This window comes from Pseudomonas sp. Y3 TE3536 (assembly GCF_053629175.1).
Map to the genome: position 1 here is coordinate 3,524,302 of NZ_JBRJHU010000001.1, position 20,834 is coordinate 3,545,135.

18 protein-coding genes are annotated in these 20,834 nt (G+C 62.1%); 10 read left to right on the forward strand and 8 right to left on the reverse strand.

Annotation, left to right across the window (positions count from 1 at the left end; all coding sequences use genetic code 11):
* Nucleotides 1-61: 61 nt before the first annotated feature.
* Both hrpA and AB7M33_RS15885 read left to right on the forward strand, forming a co-directional pair.
* On the forward strand, nt 62-3,967 hold the full coding sequence (hrpA, locus tag AB7M33_RS15880; RefSeq protein WP_265968484.1) for an ATP-dependent RNA helicase HrpA: 3,906 nt from the start codon (nt 62-64) through the stop codon (nt 3,965-3,967).
* A gap of 174 nt (nt 3,968-4,141) precedes the next feature.
* A complete protein-coding gene (locus AB7M33_RS15885) occupies nt 4,142-5,263 on the forward strand; it encodes a beta-ketoacyl-ACP synthase III (protein ID WP_027593147.1) in 1,122 nt (373 codons plus the stop codon).
* A gap of 190 nt (nt 5,264-5,453) precedes the next feature.
* Here the strand turns inward: AB7M33_RS15885 and AB7M33_RS15890 are convergent, their stop codons facing one another.
* Nucleotides 5,454-6,698 carry a putative porin gene (locus AB7M33_RS15890; RefSeq protein ID WP_027593146.1) on the reverse strand — a complete coding sequence of 415 codons (1,245 nt, stop codon included), beginning with the start codon at nt 6,696-6,698 and terminating at the stop codon, nt 5,454-5,456.
* A gap of 263 nt (nt 6,699-6,961) precedes the next feature.
* Between AB7M33_RS15890 and AB7M33_RS15895 the strand changes: the two genes are divergently transcribed.
* Complete coding sequence (locus AB7M33_RS15895; protein WP_454243105.1) at nt 6,962-8,089, forward strand: GNAT family N-acetyltransferase; 1,128 nt, start codon at nt 6,962-6,964, stop codon at nt 8,087-8,089.
* 180 nt (nt 8,090-8,269) lie between these two features.
* Here AB7M33_RS15895 and AB7M33_RS15900 read toward each other — a convergent pair whose 3' ends face one another.
* The 4 genes from AB7M33_RS15900 to AB7M33_RS15915 all read right to left on the reverse strand — a co-directional run bounded on the left by AB7M33_RS15900 (nt 8,270) and on the right by AB7M33_RS15915 (nt 12,465).
* Nucleotides 8,270-10,102 (reverse strand): ABC transporter ATP-binding protein, encoded by a 1,833-nt coding sequence (locus AB7M33_RS15900; protein WP_027593144.1) that lies wholly within the window; start codon nt 10,100-10,102, stop codon nt 8,270-8,272.
* A gap of 62 nt (nt 10,103-10,164) precedes the next feature.
* A complete protein-coding gene (locus tag AB7M33_RS15905; protein ID WP_454243106.1) occupies nt 10,165-10,722 on the reverse strand; it encodes a peptidylprolyl isomerase in 558 nt (185 codons plus the stop codon).
* Complete coding sequence (locus AB7M33_RS15910; protein WP_454243107.1) at nt 10,716-11,528, reverse strand: alpha/beta fold hydrolase; 813 nt, start codon at nt 11,526-11,528, stop codon at nt 10,716-10,718. Before AB7M33_RS15910 ends, AB7M33_RS15905 begins: the two co-directional genes overlap by 7 nt.
* Nucleotides 11,529-11,541: 13 nt before the next feature.
* Complete coding sequence (locus tag AB7M33_RS15915; protein ID WP_027593141.1) at nt 11,542-12,465, reverse strand: LysR family transcriptional regulator; 924 nt, start codon at nt 12,463-12,465, stop codon at nt 11,542-11,544.
* Between the two features lie 48 nt (nt 12,466-12,513).
* Here AB7M33_RS15915 and AB7M33_RS15920 point away from each other — a divergent pair, with 48 nt between their 5' ends.
* The 4 genes from AB7M33_RS15920 (at nt 12,514) to AB7M33_RS15935 (ending at nt 15,635) form a co-directional block, all read left to right on the forward strand.
* Nucleotides 12,514-12,831, forward strand: a complete 318-nt coding sequence (locus AB7M33_RS15920; RefSeq protein WP_099430150.1) for a 3-phosphoglycerate kinase — start codon at nt 12,514-12,516, stop codon at nt 12,829-12,831.
* Nucleotides 12,832-12,939: 108 nt separating this feature from the next.
* Entirely contained in the window at nt 12,940-13,539 is a 600-nt protein-coding gene (locus AB7M33_RS15925) for an FMN-dependent NADH-azoreductase (RefSeq protein ID WP_454243108.1), read from the forward strand.
* A gap of 283 nt (nt 13,540-13,822) precedes the next feature.
* A complete protein-coding gene (locus AB7M33_RS15930) occupies nt 13,823-14,698 on the forward strand; it encodes a carboxylate/amino acid/amine transporter (protein WP_099430147.1) in 876 nt (291 codons plus the stop codon).
* A gap of 1 nt (nt 14,699) precedes the next feature.
* Nucleotides 14,700-15,635 carry an AEC family transporter gene (locus AB7M33_RS15935; RefSeq protein ID WP_265968476.1) on the forward strand — a complete coding sequence of 312 codons (936 nt, stop codon included), beginning with the start codon at nt 14,700-14,702 and terminating at the stop codon, nt 15,633-15,635.
* A 114-nt stretch (nt 15,636-15,749) separates the two neighbouring features.
* Here the strand turns inward: AB7M33_RS15935 and AB7M33_RS15940 are convergent, their stop codons facing one another.
* The gene (locus AB7M33_RS15940; protein WP_099455004.1) at nt 15,750-17,036 is read right to left on the reverse strand and encodes a mechanosensitive ion channel family protein; all 1,287 of its coding nucleotides are present in this window, start codon (nt 17,034-17,036) and stop codon (nt 15,750-15,752) included.
* Between the two features lie 104 nt (nt 17,037-17,140).
* On the opposite strand from AB7M33_RS15940, the gene AB7M33_RS15945 reads away from it, so the two are divergent.
* Nucleotides 17,141-18,502: a DEAD/DEAH box helicase gene (locus AB7M33_RS15945; protein WP_027593135.1), complete on the forward strand. Its 1,362-nt coding sequence runs from the start codon at nt 17,141-17,143 to the stop codon at nt 18,500-18,502.
* A gap of 56 nt (nt 18,503-18,558) precedes the next feature.
* Here the strand turns inward: AB7M33_RS15945 and AB7M33_RS15950 are convergent, their stop codons facing one another.
* A complete protein-coding gene (locus AB7M33_RS15950) occupies nt 18,559-18,831 on the reverse strand; it encodes a hypothetical protein (protein WP_099455003.1) in 273 nt (90 codons plus the stop codon).
* A 110-nt stretch (nt 18,832-18,941) separates the two neighbouring features.
* Nucleotides 18,942-19,235, reverse strand: coding sequence for an addiction module antidote protein (locus AB7M33_RS15955; protein WP_027593133.1), 294 nt, complete (start codon nt 19,233-19,235; stop codon nt 18,942-18,944).
* Between the two features lie 170 nt (nt 19,236-19,405).
* Between AB7M33_RS15955 and AB7M33_RS15960 the strand changes: the two genes are divergently transcribed.
* A complete protein-coding gene (locus tag AB7M33_RS15960; RefSeq protein ID WP_027593132.1) occupies nt 19,406-19,801 on the forward strand; it encodes a hypothetical protein in 396 nt (131 codons plus the stop codon).
* Between the two features lie 105 nt (nt 19,802-19,906).
* On the forward strand, nt 19,907-20,833 hold the full coding sequence (locus tag AB7M33_RS15965; protein WP_265968468.1) for a DMT family transporter: 927 nt from the start codon (nt 19,907-19,909) through the stop codon (nt 20,831-20,833).
* Nucleotide 20,834 lies beyond the last annotated feature (1 nt).

A 20,834-nucleotide genomic window follows, 5' to 3' on the forward strand; every position in this document is an offset into this window, starting at 1 on the left:
TTGCGCCTCTTCAAATGCCGATCATGAAAAAGCAGGCTCACCTGCATCACTAAAAAGCCCCATGACAGACCAAGCCATCGACCAGCTCCTGAAAAACCTCGACCACGCCATGATCGCCGACCGCCACCGTCTGCGTCGGCAACTGCACGAGCTGCGCAAACGCCCGGACGAAGCGAAGCTCGCCCAGTGGGTGGAAAAGGTCCAGGCCTCCTGCGCGCAGGTCACCGCACGCCAGCAAAGCGTGCCAACTGTGCGCTACGACGACAGCCTGCCGATTGCTGCCAAGCGTGACGAGATCAAAAAGGCGCTGGCCGAGCATCAGGTGCTGGTGATTGCCGGTGAGACCGGCTCGGGCAAGACCACTCAGTTGCCGAAAATCTGCCTCGAGTTGGGGCGCGGTAGCCATGGCCTGATCGCCCACACCCAGCCACGCCGTATCGCCGCGCGCAGCGTCGCTACCCGTGTCGCCGAAGAACTCGGCACGCCGCTGGGCGGGCTGGTCGGCTACCAAGTGCGTTTCGAAGACCAGAGTGATGCCAATACCCTGGTCAAACTGATGACCGACGGCATCCTGCTGGCCGAAACCCAGCACGACCGCTTCCTCGAACGCTACGACACGATCATCGTCGACGAAGCTCACGAACGCAGCCTCAACATCGACTTCCTGCTCGGCTACCTCAAGACCCTGCTGCACCGCCGCCCGGAACTGAAGCTGATCATCACCTCGGCGACCATCGACCTTGAGCGCTTCTCCCAGCACTTCGATGGCGCGCCGATCATCGAGGTGTCGGGGCGCACCTTCCCGGTCGAAACCTGGTACCGCCCGCTGACCAGCGAGCAGGACGAGGAAGGCAACCAGATCGAGGAAGACCTCACCGTCGACCAGGCGATCCTCGCCACCCTGGACGAACTGGCGCAGCATGAGCGCAGCGAGGGCAAGGGCCCTGGGGATGTGCTGATTTTCTTGCCGGGCGAGCGGGAAATCCGCGACGCCGCCGAGATCTTGCGCAAGGCGCAACTGCGCCATACCGAGATTCTGCCGCTGTATGCGCGCCTGTCGCCCGCCGAGCAGCAGCGCATTTTCCAGTCGCACACCGGGCGCCGCGTGATCCTGGCCACCAACGTCGCCGAGACTTCGCTGACCGTGCCGGGCATTCGTTATGTGATCGACACCGGCACCGCCCGCATCAGCCGCTACAGTTACCGCGCCAAGGTTCAGCGCCTGCCGATCGAGGCGGTGTCGCAGGCCAGCGCCAACCAGCGTAAGGGCCGCTGCGGCCGGGTGGAACCGGGGATCTGCGTACGCTTGTACAGCGAAGAGGATTTCAACGGCCGGCCGGCGTTCACCGACCCAGAGATCCTGCGCACCAACCTCGCGGCGGTGATCCTGCAGATGCTGCACCTGCGCCTGGGTGCGATCGACGCGTTCCCGTTCATCGAGCCGCCGGATGGCAAGGCCATCAGCGACGGTTTCAACCTGTTGCAGGAGCTTTCGGCGGTCAACCGCGAGAACCAGTTGACCCCGCTTGGGCGACAGCTGGCGCGCTTGCCGATCGACCCACGGCTGGGCCGCATGCTGCTTGAAGGCGCCCGCCAGGGCAGCCTGCAGGAAGTGTTGATCGTCACCAGCGCCCTGTCGGTGCAAGACCCGCGCGAGCGGCCGCCGGAGCGCCAGCAGGCGGCCGACCAGGCGCATGCTCAGTGGAAGGACGTCGATTCCGACTTCGCCGCACTGGTCAACCTGTGGCGTGGCTTCGAAGAACAGCGCCAGGCGTTGACGGCCAACCCGTTGCGTAACTGGTGCCGGAAGAATTTCCTCAATTACCTGCGCCTGCGCGAATGGCGCGATGCCCACCGCCAACTGGCGCTGATTTGCCGTGACCTGCAATTGACGGTCAACAAGGAACCGTCCGATTACCAGCGCATGCACAAGGCCATCCTCAGCGGCCTGCTCAGCCAGATCGGCCAGAAGACGGAAGAGGGCGATTACCAAGGTGCCCGTCAGCGGCGCTTCTGGGTCCACCCGTCCTCGGGCTTGGGCCGCAAGCGCCCGCAGTGGGTCATGGCTGCCGAACTGGTAGAGACCACCAAACTGTATGCGCGGGTGGTCGCCAAGATCGAGCCCGACTGGATCGAGCCGCTGGCCACCCACCTGGTCAAGAAGAACCACTTCGAACCGCACTGGGAGAAAAAGCGCGGGCAAGTGGTGGCCTTTGAACAGATCACCTTGTATGGGCTGATTCTAGTGGGGCGCCGGCCGGTGCACTTTGGCCCGATCGACCCGGTGACCTCCCGCGAGCTGTTCATCCGCGAGGGGCTGGTGGGCGGCGAGATCCAGTCGCGGGCCAAGTGCCTGGCGGCCAACAAACGCTTGCTTGAACAGCTCGACGAACTGGAGGCCAAGGCCCGTCGGCGCGATATTCTCGCCGATGAAGAGACCCTCTACGCGTTCTACGAAGCGCGCCTGCCCGAGGAAATCCACCAGACCGCGACCTTCGATGCCTGGTACCGCATGACCAGCCAGAAGGACGCCAACCTGCTGATCATGCGCGAAGAAGACGTGCTGGCGCGTGAAGCCAGTGAGGTCACCGCGGCGCAGTACCCGGACAGCCTGCAGGTAGGGGACTTGCGCCTGTCGTTGACCTACCACTTCGAACCGGGCCACCCCCGCGACGGTGTGACCGTGCGCGTACCGGCGCCGCTGTTGCCAAGCTTGCCGGGCGAGCGCCTGGAATGGCTGGTGCCGGGCCTGATCGAAGCCAAGTGCGTGGCGCTGGTGCGCAACCTGCCCAAGGCCCTGCGCAAGAATTTCGTGCCGGTACCGGACTTCGTCAAGGCCGCGCTGGCGCGCATGACCTTCGGCCAGGGCGCGTTGCCCCAGGCCTTGGGCCAGGAGCTGCTGCGCATGACCGGTGCGCGTGTGTCCGACGAGGCCTGGGCAGAATCGGTCAACTTGGTCGAAGGCCACCTGCGGATGAACATCGAAGTGGTCGATGGCCAGGGCAAGTTCCTCGGCGAAGGCCGCGACCTGGCCGAGCTGACCGCACGCTTTGTCGCCGCCAGCCAGGCCGCATTGGCCGTGCCACGCAGCGAAAACGCCGAACGCCCGGTGCAGGCCAAGGCCTTCAGTGAAGTGGCGCAGAGCACCCAGCAGAAGATCGCCGGCCTGTCGATGACCGTCTACCCGGCGCTGGTGGACGAAAACGGCACCGTGCGCGAAGGGCGTTTTTCGACCCAGGCCGAAGCCGAGTTTCAGCACCGTCGCGCCTTGCAGCGCCTGTTGCTGCAGCAGTTGGCGGAGCCTGCCAAGTTTTTGCGTGGCAAGCTGCCCGGGCTGACCGAACTGGGCTTGCTGTACCGCGAGCTGGGCCGTGTCGAGGCACTGGTCGAAGACATTCTGCTGGCCAGCCTGGACAGCTGCATCCTCGAGGGTGAACACCCGCTGCCGCGCGACGGTGCCGCCTTGGCCGGCTTGGCCGAGCGCAAACGTGGCAGTTGGGCCGAGCACGCTGAACGCCTGGCGCGCCAGACCTTGGAAGTGCTCAAGTTGTGGCACGGGCTGCAGAAGCGCTTCAAAGGCAAGATCGACCTGAGCCAGGCGGTGGCGCTGAACGACATCAAGCAACAGCTGGCCAACCTGGTGTACCCGGGCTTTGTTCGCGAAACCCCGGGCGCCTGGTTCAAGGAGTTGCCGCGTTACCTCAAGGCCGTGGAGTTACGCTTGGAGAAGCTCGGCTCGCAGGTGCAGAAGGACCGCGTCTGGAGTGGCGAGCTGGCAAACCTCTGGGCCCAGTACAAGACACGTGCCGACAAGCACGCCCAGGAGGGCAAGCGTGATGAGCAACTGACGCTGTACCGTTGGTTGCTGGAGGAATACCGGGTGTCGTTGTTCGCTCAGCAGCTGGGTACCAAAGTGCCGATTTCTGACAAGCGTCTCAGCAAACAGTGGGCTCAGGTGGAAGCCTAAACCGCAGAAGATGTGGCAATATTGATGCAATTTGGGGCCGCCTAGCGGCCTCTGTGGGAGCGGGTTTACCCGCGAACGAGGGCAACGCCCTCGCCTTCGAGTTGGCACTAAAGTGCTATTACGCATTTTCCAGCCAGCGCCCCGTGGCGATGGCCTTTGACCAGAGGAACGACCGTGCATAACGTCGTGATCAGCGGCACCGGCCTGTATACCCCGGCCCAGAGCATTTCCAACGAAGAACTGGTGGAGTCCTTCAACACGTGGGCGCAGCAGTTCAACCACGACAACGCCGCCGCCATCGAGCGCGGCGAGGTCGAGGCAGCGCCGCTGTCCGACGCCGCTTTCATCGAGAAGGCCTCGGGCATCAAGAGCCGCTTCGTGCTGGACAAGGCCGGCATCCTCGACCCGCAACGCATGAAGCCACGCCTGCCAGAGCGCTCCAATGACGAGCCGTCGATTCTGTGTGAAATGGCGGTGGCCGCTGCTCGCCAAGCACTTGAACGCGCGGGCCGTACCGCCGCCGACGTCGATGGGGTGATCGTCGCGTGCTCCAACCTGCAGCGCCCATACCCGGCCATTGCCATCGAAGTGCAAAATGCATTGGGCATCGAGGGCTTTGCCTTCGACATGAACGTGGCCTGCTCGTCAGCCACCTTCGGCATCCAGACCGCCGCCAACAGCGTGCAGCTGGGCCAGGCGCGTTCGGTACTGATGGTCAACCCCGAGGTCTGCACCGGCCACCTGAACTTCCGCGACCGCGACAGCCACTTCATCTTCGGTGATGCCGCCACCGCCGTGCTGATCGAGCGTGCCGACCAGGCCACCTCGAAGCACCAGTTCGAGATTGTCAGCAGCAAGTTGTGGACCGGGTTTTCCAACAACATCCGTAACAACTTCGGCTTCCTCAACCGCGCGGCGGAGGAGGGGGAAGGTGCTGCGGACAAGTTGTTCATCCAGGAAGGCCGCAAGGTGTTCCGTGAAGTGTGCCCGAAGGTGGCTGAGCTGATTGGTGAGCACCTTGAAGCGAATGACCTGCAGCCGAGCGACGTCAAGCGCTTCTGGTTGCACCAGGCCAACCTGAGCATGAACCACTTGATCGTCAAGAAGCTGCTGGGGCGTGAAGCCACCGAGGAAGAGGCACCGGTGATTCTGGACCGTTATGCCAACACCAGTTCGGCGGGGTCGGTGATTGCATTCCACCTGTACCAGGATGACCTGGCCGCGGGTGCGGTGGGCGTGCTGAGTTCGTTTGGTGCGGGGTATTCGGTGGGTAGCGTGATTTTGCGCAAACGCTGATTGCCGGGGCCGCTTTGCGGCCCTTTCGCAGCACAAGGCTGCTCCTACAGGGGAACGCGAACCGCACCGGAGCAGCCTTGCGCTGCGAATGGGCTGCAAAGCAGCCCCTACAATGTCACACACAAAAAAGGCAGGAAATACCGGATGGGGTCGGCATTTCCCGCCTTGAGTGAAGCAGTGAAGCGGTTGCTTAGAACTTGGCTTCCAGGTCTACCTGCAGCGTGTCTACGTCAGCATTGCTGTTCGGCAGCTGCGACAGGTCGGTCTTGGCCATCAGGTACGCCGCGCCCAGCGAGAAGTTCTTGTCGATCTCGTAACCGACTTTGAACTTGTGGCCGCGAGAGCCGGTGAAGCCGTTGCCGAAGTCGGAGTCGGTGAACAGGCTGACCACGGCGTTACGTTGAACATCGCGGTAGTTGTAGTCCAGGCTCCAAGCGCCGACCTTGGTTTTCAGACCGGCCAGCCAGGCCTGGTCTTCACCGTCGGTGCTCTCGGTGTTTTTCACGTATTGGCCGTAGGCCGACAGCGGGATGGCGAAGCCAGTGAAGTCGAGCTGACCGAAGCCTTCCACCAGGTTGAACTCATTGGTGGTGTTGCCGAACGACTGCAGAATGGCCGCTTCCTTGTCGTTGTCATAGCCATAGATGCTCGCACCCACAGTGACTTTCAGCACGTCGGCAGGGGCGAACTTGGCGCCCAGCTGGCCGTGGTAGACCTGCGCATCGTGCTTGTACTGCACGCCGTCGCCATCGACGTTGTCCTTGAGGGTGTACTGACCGGCACTGGCGAACACTTCGGCGCCGCCCAGGTCAGCCTTGTAGGTCGCGGCCACGCCTTCCGGGTTGATGTCGCTGTCCCAGATGATATCGCCCATGCTCACCCACGGCTGTGGCATCTTGCCGCCGATCAGGTGCAGGTTTGGCACTGCGGTCGGGTGCCAGTCGAGGTAGGCCAGGTCGACCCACAGCGATTTCTTGTCGAAATAGTTGTCGAAGCTCTGGTTGGTCGAGCGGCGGTCGGCGCTGCTACCGGTGGCGATACGCACGCCAGCATCGACTTGCGGGTTGATTTCGCTGTAGAAGCCGACACGGGCACGGACGCGCTGGCGGTCCTGGTTGCCGCTGCTGCTGTTCGGGTCGTCAACGTTGACGTCTTCGTAACGCAGGCGCACATCACCCTTGATCTGGGTCTTGGCGGCCCATGCCACTTTTTGTTCAAAGGAACTCATACGCTCGGACTGCGCTTTCTGGTCGGCCTTTTCCTTGGTCTCTTTTGCCAGATCGCCTTGCAGTTCGTTGTACTGCGCCTGGTTGATCGAGCCATTGGCGCGGAGCATTTCGAGCAGCTTGGCGTCGACAGCAGCACTGGCCGGAGTACTCAGAGCCAGCATCATGCCGGTGAGGCTCACTCCGGTAAGTGTGGAAACAAGACGCATAAGGTTCTCCCTACTAGAAAAAAATGGGGGAGGCTCAGCGCCCGCCCCTGTGTTGGCATGTCTTCGGAAAGGGCCTGAATAGACAGGTTCTGGGGTTCCGGAAAACAGGCGCAAGTATTGCGGGGGGGAATGACAGATTAATGTCTAATTAGTGGCACTGTTGTTAAGTAATCGACAATGAACGGATTGGCCAGGTGATCGTCATTTGAGTGATGGGCCATTCTTCCGGGATACTGAGGGCCTCAAGACAGCGAGTCGAAACCGTGACCAGCTTGTACAGCCTTGCTCATCTGCGTGATCTTCCGGCGGCCACCTGGGATGCCCTGGTGCCTGCGGGCCAACCGTTTCTGCGCCACGCCTTTCTCAGCGCCCTGGAGGACAGTGGCAGCGTTGCACGCTCCACCGGCTGGGCTGCCGAGCACCTGGTGCTGGAGCGTGAAGGGCAGGTACGCGCCGTGCTGCCGGCCTACCGCAAGTGGCATTCGTTTGGCGAATACGTGTTCGACCACGGCTGGGCCGATGCCTGTGAGCGGGCAGGCATTGCCTATTACCCCAAGCTACTGGGCGCCGTGCCGTTCAGCCCGGTCAGCGGCCCGCGCCTGCTGGCCGCCGACCCCGCCGATGGCCTGCTGGTGTTGCAAGCATTGCCCGAGTACCTGGGCAAGGGCGGGCTCTCTGGGGCGCACATCAACTTCACCGACCCGGCATTGGACCAGCAGATGGCCGGCTTGCCAGGCTGGATGGAGCGGCTGGGTTGCCAGTTCCACTGGCGCAACCGAGGTTATCGGGACTTCCAGGACTTTCTCGACACGCTCAGCTCGCGCAAGCGCAAACAGATGCGCAAAGAGCGCGAGCAAGTGGCCGGGCAGGGCATCGACTTTCAGTGGTACCGGGGTGATGAACTGGATGAGGCGCAGTGGGACTTCGTCTACCTGTGCTACGCCAACACGTATGCAGTGCGCCGACGCGCGCCGTACCTGACCCGTGAGTTCTTCAGCCTGCTGGCCGAGCGCATGCCCGAGGCGCTGCGGGTGGTGATGGCCAGGCAAGGCGGGCGTGACGTGGCCATGGCCCTGAGCCTGGTGGGCGGTGACAGCCTGTATGGCCGTTACTGGGGATGCCTGGATGAGTTCGACCGGCTGCACTTTGAAACGTGCTTCTACCAGGGCATGGACTTTGCCATTGCTGAAGGCCTGCAGCGGTTCGATGCGGGGGCCCAGGGTGAGCACAAGTTGATCCGTGGGTTCGAGCCGGTGCTGACGCGGTCGTGGCATTACCTGCTGCATCCCGGGTTGCGGCGGGCGGTGGAAGGGTTTTTGTTGCAGGAGCGGGAAGGGGTGCAGGGGTATGCCGAAGAGGCGCGGGGGATGTTGCCTTACCGCAGGGATTGAATAATGCGTCGCCTGCGCCGGCCTCTTCGCGGGCAAGCCCGCTCCCACAGGTATATCACTGCCCTCAAAACCAGTGATGGATCTGTGGGCTGCACTGGTAGATCACTGCACTCAAAACCAGTGATGAACCTGTGGGAGCGGGCTTGCCCGCGAAGAGGCCGGCGCAGGCAACCGCTCATCTCAATCCACCCCAACAAACCCGCCGGTCTGGTGATGCCACAACCGCGCATACAACCCTTGCTGCGCCAGCAACTCACTGTGGCTGCCACTCTCGACGATATGCCCTTTGTCCAGCACCACCAGCCGGTCCATCCGGGCAATGGTCGAAAGCCGGTGGGCGATGGCGATCACGGTCTTGCCCTGCATCAGCGTCTCAAGGCTCTCCTGGATCGCGGCTTCAACCTCAGAGTCCAGCGCTGAAGTGGCCTCGTCCATGATCAGGATCGGTGCGTTCTTCAACAACACCCTGGCAATCGCGATACGTTGACGCTGGCCGCCAGACAACTTGACCCCACGCTCACCCACATGCGCATCGAAGCCGGTACGCCCCTGTGCGTCGGTCAACTGCGGAATGAACTCGTCGGCGCGGGCGCGGCGTACGGCTTCAAGCAGTGCCGCTTCGCTGGCCTCTGGGCGGCCGTACAGCAGGTTGTCACGGATCGAGCGGTGCAACAGCGAGGTGTCCTGGGTGATCATGCCAATCTGCGCACGCAGGCTGGCCTGGCTCACTTCGGCAATGTCCTGGCCATCGATGAGGATGCGCCCACCCTGCACGTCATACAGCCGCAGCAGCAGGTTCACCAGGGTCGATTTGCCCGCGCCAGAAGGGCCGATCAGGCCAATCTTCTCGCCCGGGCGGATGTTCAGATTGAGCCCTTCGATCACGTTGCTGGCTTTGCCGTAGTGGAAGTCCACATCGTCGAAATGCACCGCGCCACGGCTCACCTTCAATGCCGGCGCATTGGGCTTGTCGGTGACGGTGACCGGCTGGGCGATGGTCTGCAGGCCGTCCTGGACCATGCCGATGTTCTCGAAGATGCCGTTGACCACCCACATGATCCAGCCCGACATGTTGACGATGCGGATCACCAACCCGGTGGTCAGGGCAATTGCCCCCACGGTGATCAGCGACTGGCTCCACAGCCACAGTGCCAGGCCGGTGGTGCCGACCACCAGCAAGCCGTTGAGGGTGGTGATGACCACGTCCATGCTGGTGATCACCCGCGAGGCCAGTTGGGTCTTTTCGGTCTGCTCGCGGATCGCCTCACGGGCGTACTGCTGTTCGTAGTCGGTATGGGCAAACAGCTTGAGGGTGGCGATGTTGGTGTAGCCGTCGACGATGCGCCCCATCAGTTTGGAGCGTGCGTCTGACGAAATCACCGAACGCGCCTTAACCCGCGGCACGAAGTAGAACAGCGCGGCGATGTAACAGGCGATCCACGCCAACAGTGGCAGCATCAGGCGCCAGTCGGCCTCGGCGAACAGGACCAGCGAGCTGACGGCATAGATCAGCACGTGCCACAGGGCATCCACTGCCTGTACCGCCGAATCGCGCAGCGAGTTGCCGGTTTGCATGATGCGCTGGGCAATACGCCCGGCGAAGTCGCTTTGGAAGAAGTTCAGGCTCTGTTTGAGCACATAGGAGTGGTTTTGCCAGCGAATCAGGCTGGTCATGCCCGGGTTGATGGTCTGGTGCACCAGCAGGTCGTGCAGGCCGAAGAACAGCGGGCGCAGCAGCAGGATCACCACCAGCATCCAGATCAGCTCACCGCTGTGTTCGCTGAAGAAGTTGGCATTGGGCGTGCCTTGGGCCAGGTCGATGATACGACTCAGGTAGCTGAACATCGCCACTTCGATCAACGAAGCGACCAGGCCGACCACCAGCAGGGCGGCGAAGCTTGGCCAGACCTGGCGCAGGTAATACAGGTAGAACGGCCACACCGTGCTCGGCGGTGCTTCGCTCGGTGCCTCGCGAAAAATGTCGATGAGTCGTTCGAAACGGCGGTACAGCATGGGTGACAACACTCCTGTTGGTCCGGCCTTCAGGCGGGTTCACGTCCCTGTGAAACCTGCATTCAGTCGATACGTTTGGCGGACTTGATATAGACCGGATCGGCCGGCACGTCGCGCATGCCCTTTTTCACAGTGGTCGGTGAGTTGACGATCTGGTCGACCACTTCCATGCCTTTGGTCACCTTGCCGAACACGGCATAACCACGGTCACGGCCTGGGTTGAGGAAGTCGTTGTCAGCCACGTTGATGAAGAACTGGCTGGTGGCCGAATTCGGGTCCGAGGTGCGGGCCATGGACAGTGTGCCACGGGTGTTCAGCAAGCCATTGCTGGCTTCGTTGCGGATCGGGTCCTGGGTGTTCTTCTGCACCATCTGGTCGGTGAAGCCGCCGCCCTGGACCATGAAGCCCGGGATCACGCGGTGGAAGATGGTGTTGTTGTAAAAGCCGCTCTCGACGTACTGGAGGAAGTTCTTGGTACTGATCGGCGCCTTCTCGGCATTCAACTCGATTTCGACCTGACCGAAGCTGGTGTCCAGCAACACGTGAGGGGTCTTGTCGGACGCCATGACGCTGGTGGCGAAGGCGACCGAGCAGGCGGTGAGCAGGAGTTTTTTCAGCATGGGCTCAAAGATCCTTGAGAGGTGGAAGCAGCTGCAAGAAACTGCAGCAGGGTCTGGTTGAAGACCTCGGGTTGATCGAGGGGCGTAGCGTGCCGGGAATCGTCGATGACTACCAGCCTGGCCTGCGGCATCAGGGCTACGTAGCGCTCTTTGAGATGTATCGGCGTGTAATCGTGGTCGGCGGCAATCACCAGCGTGGGACAGCGAATTTGCCCAATGCGTTCCTGCACGCCCCAGTCAACGATGGCGTCGAAGCTCTTGAGGTAGGCACGTTTGTCGTTGCGTGCCCAGCGCTGCGCCATCTTCTGGCGCAGGTCAGCTTGGCCGGGCTTGGGGAACAGGCGCTGGGCCAGGCCTTTGCCCACTGTCTCGACGCTGAGCAGGCGTGCCAGGCCCCAACGCTTGGCCCACCAGGCCCAGTCGCTGCGGGTGCGGCGCTTCACCTCTGGGGCGCTGTTGACAATGCACAGGCTGCGCAGCCAGCGCGGGTGATCGACGGCAAACTGGAAGCCGACCATCCCACCCATCGACAGGCCCACGAAGTGTACCGGGCCGGTCTGCAGGTGTTCGAGCAGGGCCAGCAGGTCTTCGCTGAAGGTGGCGATCTGGTAGCCGTCACGGGGCTTGTCGGAGCGGCCGTGGCCGCGGATGTCCATGACGATGACCCGGTAGTGGAGGCTCAACAGCGGTATCTGCAGCTCCCAGTCCTGGCAGCTGGAGCCCAGGCCATGCAGCAGCACCAAGGGTTCGCCCTGGCCGTATTCCTCGTAATGCAGTAAGCATCCTTCGTGTTCGAAATAGGCCAAGGGCGCGGTCCTCTCAGGCTTGTGGGGGGGCTGCGAAGGGCACGTCCAGAGGCGCGGTGTCGAAGTTGCGCAGCAGGTCGATGAGAATCTGCGTAGCCGGGCCCAGGGTCTTCTCTTTGCTCGAATAAAGGTAGAACAGTGGGTGACGGCTGCCACCCTGATCCAGCGGCAACGGCTTGAGCACACCTTCACGCAGTTCGCGCTCGATCATGTGCCGCGGCAGCCAGGCAAAGCCCAGGCCGCTGCTGACGAAGGTGGTGGCGGTGCCCAAGCTGCCGACGGTCCAGCGCTGTTCTGCGCCCAGCCAGCCGACATCCAGCGGTTGAGCGCGGCCAGAGTCGCGGATCACCACCTGCAGCTGGCTTTCCAGGTCCTGGAAGGTAATTTCACGGCCCAGGCGGTGCAGGCTGTGTTCGGGGTGGGCAACGGCGATGAACTCTACCGCGCTCAGTTCGGCGCCCAGGTAGCCGCCGATGCTGTAGCTGCTGATGGCCAGGTCGGCGATGCCTTCGCGTAGCACTTCCTCGACGCCCGACAACACTTCTTCACGCAGGCGTACCCGGCAACCGCGGCTTTGCGGCATGAACGCACTCAGCGCACGGACCAGCCGGGCGCTGGGGTAGGCGGCGTCGACCACCACGCGCACCTCGGCTTCCCAGCCTTGCTCCATGTGATGGGCAAGGTCTTCGAGCTGGCTGGCCTGTTTGACCAAGTGGCGTGAACGGCGCAGCAGCACGTTGCCAGCTTCGGTGAGCACCGCCTTGCGCCCATCGATGCGCAGCAGCGGAACACCGAGCTGCTCTTGCATGCGGGCCACGGTGTAGCTGACCGACGACTGCGAACGGTGCAGCGCCTCGGCGGCCTGGGCAAACCCGCCGTGATCGACCACTGCTTGCAGTGTTCGCCACTGATCAAGGGTTACGCGCGGCGCTTTCATGTTTCGCTCCTGTTGTCCTAAGCTGCGCTCTTCCAAGGAGAGCGCCCCATGAAGAAATGTTGTGCGGCAATACTGATGTGCCTGCCCCTCGGTGCCATGGCTTACCCCATCGATGTGGAGAAGCAATTGGAGGACGGGGTCAAGCTCGACTACACGGCCTACGATACCGCCTACGACATTGGCGCCATCACCCTCAACAACTATGGGCAGGTGCCTGCAGCCTGCAAGGTGATGTTCCGCAACGGCCCGGAAGCGCCGCGGGTGCGTCGGGTGAACGTGCCGGCAGGTAAAAGCGTCGACGTCACCGCCAAGTTCAATCGCCAGATCATCAAATTGCGGATCAGCGTGAACTGTACAGCGGAATAAACGGATTAATCGATTGATTGAACCCACTTTTTACGCTTTTTTATCGATAGGTCAAGCCTTAATCTCACCTCCATCGAATCGCACCCTTTTTGCCGATGGAGGCACCCCATGTCCCGCGTACTGATCATCGAAAGCAGCGCCCGCCAGCAGGATTCCGTTTCCCGTCAACTGACCCGCGACTTCATCCAGCAATGGCAGGCCGCCCACCCGAGCGATGAGATCACCGTACGTGACCTGGCTGTGACCTCGGTGCCGCACCTGGATGCCAACCTGCTCGGTGGCTGGATGAAGCCCGAAGAGCAGCGCAATGCCGCCGAGCTCGAAGCGCTGGCCCGCTCCAATGAGCTGACGGATGAACTGCTGGCGGCCGACGTGCTGGTGATGGCTGCGCCGATGTACAACTTCACCATCCCCAGCACCCTCAAGGCCTGGCTGGACCACGTGCTGCGCGCCGGCATCACCTTCAAGTACACCCCGACCGGCCCGCAGGGCCTGCTGACTGGCAAGCGCGCCATCGTCCTGACCGCCCGCGGTGGCATTCATGCCGGCGCCACCAGCGACCACCAGGAACCCTACCTGCGCCAGGTGATGGCGTTCATCGGCATTCACGATGTGAATTTCATCCATGCCGAAGGCCTGAACATGAGCGGCGACTTCCACGAGAAGGGCATCAACCAGGCCAAGGCCAAGCTGGCTGCGGTGGCCTGAGCGTCAACGAATTCCCAACCCTGACACCTGTTTTTGCTCCTTTGGGTGTACCTGCCCGGCCTAATGGCCGGGTTTTTTTTGCCTGGGATTTCTCGGTTGCTTGTGCCGGCCCTTTCGCGGGCAAGCCCGCTCCTACAGGGAATTCACTGTTCTCAAGGCCCGTGGTGTACCTGTGGGAGCGGGCTTGAACGCGAAAGGGCCGGCACAGCCCCCACACTTCTCATGGTTGAACTCACGCGGCGCAACCCGCTAAGGTCGCCGCCTTGATCCACGAGAGGCAACCATGGGCTACCTGATTATCGTCGCGCTGATTCAGGCGTTTTCCTTCAGCCTGATCGGCGAGTACCTGGCCGGGCACGTCGACAGCTACTTTGCCGTGCTCGCGCGGGTGCTGCTGGCGGGCCTGGTGTTCTTGCCGCTGACCCGCTGGCGCCAGGTCGAGCCGCGCTTCATGCGTTCGATGCTGCTGATCGGTGCGCTGCAATATGGCATTACCTATGTCTGCCTGTACCTGAGCTTTCGCGTGCTCACCGTGCCGGAAGTGCTGCTGTTCACCATCCTCACGCCGTTGCACGTGACCCTGATCGAAGATGCCTTGAACCGGCGTTTCAACCCATGGGCGTTGCTGGCCGCGCTGGTGGCCGTGGCGGGGGCTGCAGTGATTCGTTTCGACAGCATCAGTGGTGAGTTCTTCATCGGCTTCCTGCTGCTGCAACTGGCCAACTTCACCTATGCCGCCGGCCAGGTGCTGTACCGTCACCTGATCGCCCGAAACCCCAGCGACCTGCCGCACTACAAGCGCTTCGGCTACTTCTACCTCGGGGCCTTGATCGTCGTGCTGCCGGCGTTTTTGCTGTTCGGCAATGCCCAGCACCTGCCAAGCACCGATGTGCAATGGCTGGTGCTGTTGTTCCTCGGGTTGTGCCCGACCGCGTTGGGCCTGTACTGGTGGAACAAGGGCGCGTGCCTGGTTTCCGGGGCGACGCTGGCCGTGATGAACAACCTGCATGTGCCGGTGGGGCTGTTGCTCAACCTGTTGATCTGGAACCAGCACGAGCCACTGGGGCGGTTGCTTATTGGCGGCGCGGTGATTCTGGCGTCGGTGTGGATGAGCCGGTTGGGTAGCCGCACTGACGCCGCGCTGACCCGCAAGGCCTGATATGCATACCCTCTTTGTCATCGTCGCGCCGATCTTTGCCCTCATCCTGGTCGGCTACCTGTGTCGTCGCGCCAACAAGCTCGGCGACAAGGCCGCAGCCGAAATCAACAAGATGGTGGTCTGGCTCTGCTTGCCGGCCTTGCTGTTCAAGGTGACCGCCACTGCGACCTGGAGCGAGATCTGGCACCCAGGCTTCATCGTGGCGTTTGGCACGGGCGCCCTGGCCATGTTCGTGATCACGCTGGCGTGGCGGCTGTACAGCGGCCATAGCCTGGTCGCGGCGAGCATCGACGGGCTCAGTGCGGGGTATGCCAACACCGGCTACATCGGCATCCCCCTGTGCCTGTTGCTGTTCGGCCAGGCGGGCTTGCAGCCGGCGCTGATCTCGTCGTTGATCGTGGTGTGCCTGGTGTTCGCCATTTCGCTGACCTTTATTGAGGTCGGGCTGCAGGAAGAGCGGCAGGTCGGCCGGGCGGTGCTGGTGGTGAGCAAGGCGCTGGCGAAGAACCCGCTGGTGATTTCGCCGGTGGTGGGGGCGGGGTGGGCCATGAGCGGGTTGGGGCTGGCCGAGCCGGTGATGCATTTTCTCGACATGTTGGCGTTGGCCACCACGCCGTGCGCCTTGATATCGCTGGGCGCATTCCTGGCAGAAAAGCGCGCGGGTGCGCAAGCCAGCCCGTGGCCGTTGGTGGGATTGAAACTGATTGGGCAGCCGGCCCTGACCTGGGTGCTGGCGTACAAGGTGTTCAGCCTGCCGAGCATGTGGGCGGCTTCGGCGGTGCTGCTGGCGGCGCTGCCGACCGGGACCGGGCCGTACATGCTGGCGGAGTACTACAACCGCGAGGCGGGGTTGATTTCGCGGACGATCCTGTTGTCGACCGTGGCTTCGTTGGTGACCCTGACCGGATTGTTGTATCTGCTGGGGTATGCGGGGTGATTCGGGGGCGCTTTGCGCCCCATTCGCAGCACAAGGCTGCTCCTACAGTGAGCGCGTACCTCCTGTAGGAGCAGCCTTGTGCTGCGAATGGGCTGCAAAGCAGCCCCGGCGATCTCAAGCCTCGCTCATCTCTTCCAACCGGTGCGGCACTCGCCCGCTCAACCCCACCCGCATGTCATTGCCACTCGGCTGCTGATACAAACTCAAGCCAAACTCCGGCAACACCGCCAGCAGGTAATCGAAGATATCCCCCTGAATCCGCTCGTACTCCGCCCACACCGTGGTGGTGGTGAAGCAGTAGATCTCCAACGGTACCCCTTCGGCAGTGGTCTGCATCTGCCGGACCATGCAGGTCATGCCCTGATGCACATTGGGGTGGTTCTTCAGGTAAGCCAGCGCAAACGCGCGGAAGGTGCCGATATTGGTCAGCTTGCGGCGGTTGGCGGACAGCTCGGCCACCGGCCCCAGCGCTTCGTTCCAGGTTTGCAGCTCCTGGCGCTTGCCTGCCAGGTAGTCGCCCAGCAGGCGCACCTGGGTCAGGCGCTGTTCCTCTTCGCGGGTCAGAAAACGCACACCTGCCGCGTCGATGAACAGGCTGCGCTTGATGCGCCGGCCGCCTGACTGCTGCATGCCGCGGTAGTTGCGGAACGATTCGCTCATCAAGCGCCAGGTCGGGATCGAGACGATGGTCTTGTCGAAGTTCTGCACCTTCACCGTGTGCAAGGTGATGTCCACCACATCGCCATCGGCACCGACCTGGGGCATTTCGATCCAGTCACCCACATGCAGCATGTCGTTACTGGTCAATTGCACGCTGGCCACGAACGACAGCAGGGTGTCCTTGTAGACCAACAGCAGCACCGCCGACATGGCACCCAGGCCCGACAGCAGCAGCAACGGCGAGCGGTCGATAAGCGTGGCGACGATGACGATGGAGGCGAAGATCCACAGCATCATCTTGGCCAGTTGCACATAGCCCTTGATCGAGCGGGTGCGGGCATGCTCGGTGCGCGCGTAGATGTCGAGCAAGGCATCCAGCAGGCACGACAGGGCCATGGTCATGAACAGCAGGGTAAAGGCCAGGGCAACGTTGCCGAGGAAGTGCTGCGCCGTGTCGGACAGCTCCGGCACCAACTTCAGGCCAAACTGCAGCACCAGCGACGGTGTGGTCTGGGCCAGCCGGTGCAACACTTTGTTGTGGCGCAGGTCATCCAGCCATTTCAGCGCCTGTTGGCGCGCCAGCAGGCGGGTGCCGTGCAGCATCAGGAAGCGCGAAAGGCGGCCGACGACCAGAGAAATCAGCAGCAGGACGGCCAGGCCGATGGCGGCGTGGAGCATGGGGTGTTGATCGAGGGTGCCCCAGAGGTCGAGGGAGTCACGCCAGATTCGTTGGATATCCATGGGGTTTTGAACAGTCTGTATTGCCAAACGAAGCGCCATTAGAGCGCGGATGCCGATAAAGTTGCCAAAAGAAATTCGGCTATGGCGGCAGAAAACGTTACCCTATGCAACTGAATTTCCCGCACTTGCCTGAGGTTACCTCCGTGTTTTCCCAATTCGCCCTGCACGAACGCCTGCTTAAAGCCGTGGCCGAGCTTAAATTTGTCGAGCCGACCCCGGTGCAGGCAGCGGCCATCCCCCTGGCCCTGCAAGGGCGTGACCTGCGTGTGACCGCGCAGACCGGCAGCGGCAAGACCGCGGCATTCGTCCTGCCAATGCTCAATCGCCTGGTTGACCTGAGCGGCCCGCGCGTGGAAATCCGTGCGCTGATCCTGCTGCCCACCCGTGAGCTGGCACAACAGACCCTCAAGCAGGTGCAACTGTTCTCCCAGTTCACCTACATCAAGGCTGGCCTGGTTACCGGCGGTGAGGACTTCAAGGAACAGGCCGCCATGCTGCGCAAGGTGCCGGACGTGCTGATCGGCACCCCGGGCCGCCTGCTCGAGCAACTCAACGCCGGCAACCTGGACCTGTCCCACGTCAAGGTCATGATCCTCGATGAAGCCGACCGCATGCTCGACATGGGCTTTGCCGAAGACATGGAGCGCCTGTGCAAGGAGTGTGAGAACCGTGAGCAGACCCTGCTGTTCTCCGCCACCACAGGCGGCGCGGCCCTGCGCGACATCATCGGCAAGGTGTTGAAAGACCCTGAGCACCTGATGCTCAACAGCGTCTCGCAGCTGGCCGAAGGCACCCGTCAGCAGATCATCATGGCTGACCACGACCAGCACAAAGAGAAGATCGTCCAGTGGTTGCTGGAAAACGAGACCTACCAGAAGGCGATCATCTTCACCAACACCCGTGCCCTGGCCGACCGTATCTACGGCCACCTGGTGGCCAAGGACGTGAAGGCCTTCGTCCTGCACGGTGAGAAGGACCAGAAAGACCGCAAGCTGGCCATTGAACGCTTCAAGCAGGGCAGCTCCAACGTGCTGGTGGCAACCGACGTTGCCGCCCGTGGCCTGGACATCGACGGCCTGGACCTGGTGATCAACTTCGACATGCCACGCAGCGGTGACGAGTACGTGCACCGTATTGGCCGTACCGGCCGAGCGGGGGGCGAAGGCCTGGCGATCTCGTTGATCACCCACAACGACTGGAACTTGATGTCGAGCGTCGAACGCTACCTCAAGCAGCAGTTCGAGCGCCGGGTGATCAAGGAAGTCAAAGGCACCTACAACGGGCCTAAAAAGGTCAAGGCTTCGGGCAAGGCTGCCGGTACCAAGAAGAAAAAGGTCGAGAAGAAGTCGGGTGACAAGAAGGCTGGCGCTAAGCGCAAGCCGACCGCCAAGCCAAAGGCCAACGCGCCACTGGCCAGCTCCGACGGCATGGCGCCGCTGAAAAAGCGCACGCCAGCGGCTGAGTAAGCCGTCTGCAGCCCTATCGCCGCCTTGCCGGCGATAGGGCCTTTACCGCCTCTGCGTCACTCCGCTTTTTTCTCCGCTGTCTTCAATTCCTTGATTCGCGTATCGATCAGCTGGCACTTGTCCGGCAGGTCCTTGCTCGCCGTCCCCAGCTCCATACCCTGGAGCTCATCGTTGATCTCCTTGGCTTTCTGCGGGTTCTGTTCGGTCAGCTGGCTGACCAGCCCGGCCAGTTCTTCGCGCTTCTGGGTGGCCTCCTCCGGCGTGCAGGCCCAAGCGGGCAGGGCGCAGAGCAAGGCGGTTGCACAGGTGATGCGCAGCAGCGATTTCATCCTTTCTACCTCTTGCGTTGGCTATGCGCGGTGGAGGGCGGTACATGCCTTGAAGTTCAGCCTGGACGACCGGCGGGCTCGATAACCCGCAGGTGCAAGATAACCAACAGTTAGTGTGCAAGGTGAGGTTTTGCCGTCATGTCTATACCCAACGCCTTCATGACTGCGAGGAACGATTTAAGGGTCGGATTGCCGTGTTCGCTGAACGACCGGTAAAGTTGCTCACGAGACAAGCCGGTTTCTTTCGCCAGATCGCTCATCCCTTTTGCACGAGCCACTACGCCAACGGCTTTGGCCACGTAGCTGGCATCACCCGTCTCCAGCGCATCGGACATGAATTGAGCAATGGCTTGCGGAGTGGTCAGGTAATCGGCCGCATCGAACTCAAAAAATGTTTCAGTCATTGTGCATCCCTCTGAAACTGCTGGATTCGATCTTCTTCATTGGGTGAATGTAGTTTATAAATCACACTGGGCTAGCGCATCAAATGGTTTCTGTTTTTTTCTGAACACGACCCGCCGCAGGCAGGTCCCAACCTGTGTACCCCTTCCGTCCACAGCAGGAGCCTGCCGCCATGAGCACCACCTACGACTGGGACTTGATCGAACGCTTGCTGCATGAAGTGCAGAACAGCGCCGGTCACAGCTTTACGCCACGCCCCTACGCCGAGCAGCACGCCGCGGCGCTGGCCGCCAAAGGCCAGCCGATAGGCGATCTGGACCACTTGAAGACCCGGGCCTGCGAATACGAAAAACTGCTGTTCGAGCGTGGCTTCATCGAAAGTCGGCCTGATGAAGAGGGGGGCAACGGCGAAAACTTTGTCCTCAGCGAACGCGGTTCGCGCCTGTTGAGCCTGATCGACAGCAGCATCCCGGGCTTCGAGCACCCGCGTCAGGTCTTGGATGAACAAGCCGATGCGCTGGATGAAGCGACCTTTGAGCAGGTGTCATCGAAGGCACAGATTGCTTGAGGTCGTTTTGAGGGTGGCACGGGTGGGCCTGTAAACCCGATAATCGGCAGTCTTTGAAGACTGCCGAGCTGATCCCATGCCAATGATTACCCCAAAGGCCCGCCGATGAGCGCGGCCCGGAAGAACCCCGACGCCTTCGCTTTCCAGGTCATGCTTGGGTTATGCCTGATCTGGGGCTGCCAGCAAGTGCTGATCAAGACGGCTGCCGTCGACATCGCTCCGGTCATGCAGGCCGCCTTGCGCAACTGCATCGCCGCCGTGCTGGTGGGCCTGATGATCTGCTGGCGCGGTGGTTGGGAGCAGGTGGGCAGCACTTGGCGCGCCGGGTTGTTGGCGGGCGGGTTGTTTGGTGTCGAATTCCTGTTCATCGCTGAAGGGTTGAAGCTGACGTCGGCAGCGCACATGTCGGTCTTCCTCTACACGGCACCCGTTTTCACGGCGTTGGGCCTGCACTTCATGCTGCCCAGTGAGCGGCTGCGGCTGCTGCAGTGGTTGGGGATCTTGCTGGCCTTCGGTGGGATCGCCACCGCGTTTGCCGGTGGCATGTCGTTTGAACAAATGGACAGCCGCACGTTGCTGGGCGATGCCTTTGGCGTTGTGGCGGGCCTGGCCTGGGGTGCGACGACGGTGGTGGTGCGCTGTTCCCGGCTTTCGGAAGCACCGGCGACCTTGACCCTGTTCTATCAGTTGGCAGTGGGCTTTGCCGGGCTGCTGCTGATTGCCTTGCTCAGCGGCCAGATCGGCGCGGTGTCGCTGACGCCTTTGGCGGTGGGCAGTGTGCTGTTCCAAGGGATCGTGGTGTCGTTTGTCAGTTACCTGACCTGGTTCTGGTTATTGCGCAAGTACCTGGCGTCGAACCTCGCGGTGTTTTCGTTCATCACGCCGCTGTTCGGCGTCACGTTCGGCGTGCTGCTGCTGGATGAGCCGCTGAGTGTGAACTTCGTACTTGGCGCGGTGATGGTGTTGCTTGGCGTAGTGCTGGTGAGCGCTGAGCCTTGGGTGAAGCAGCAATTGCGCAAATGGGTGGGGTGAT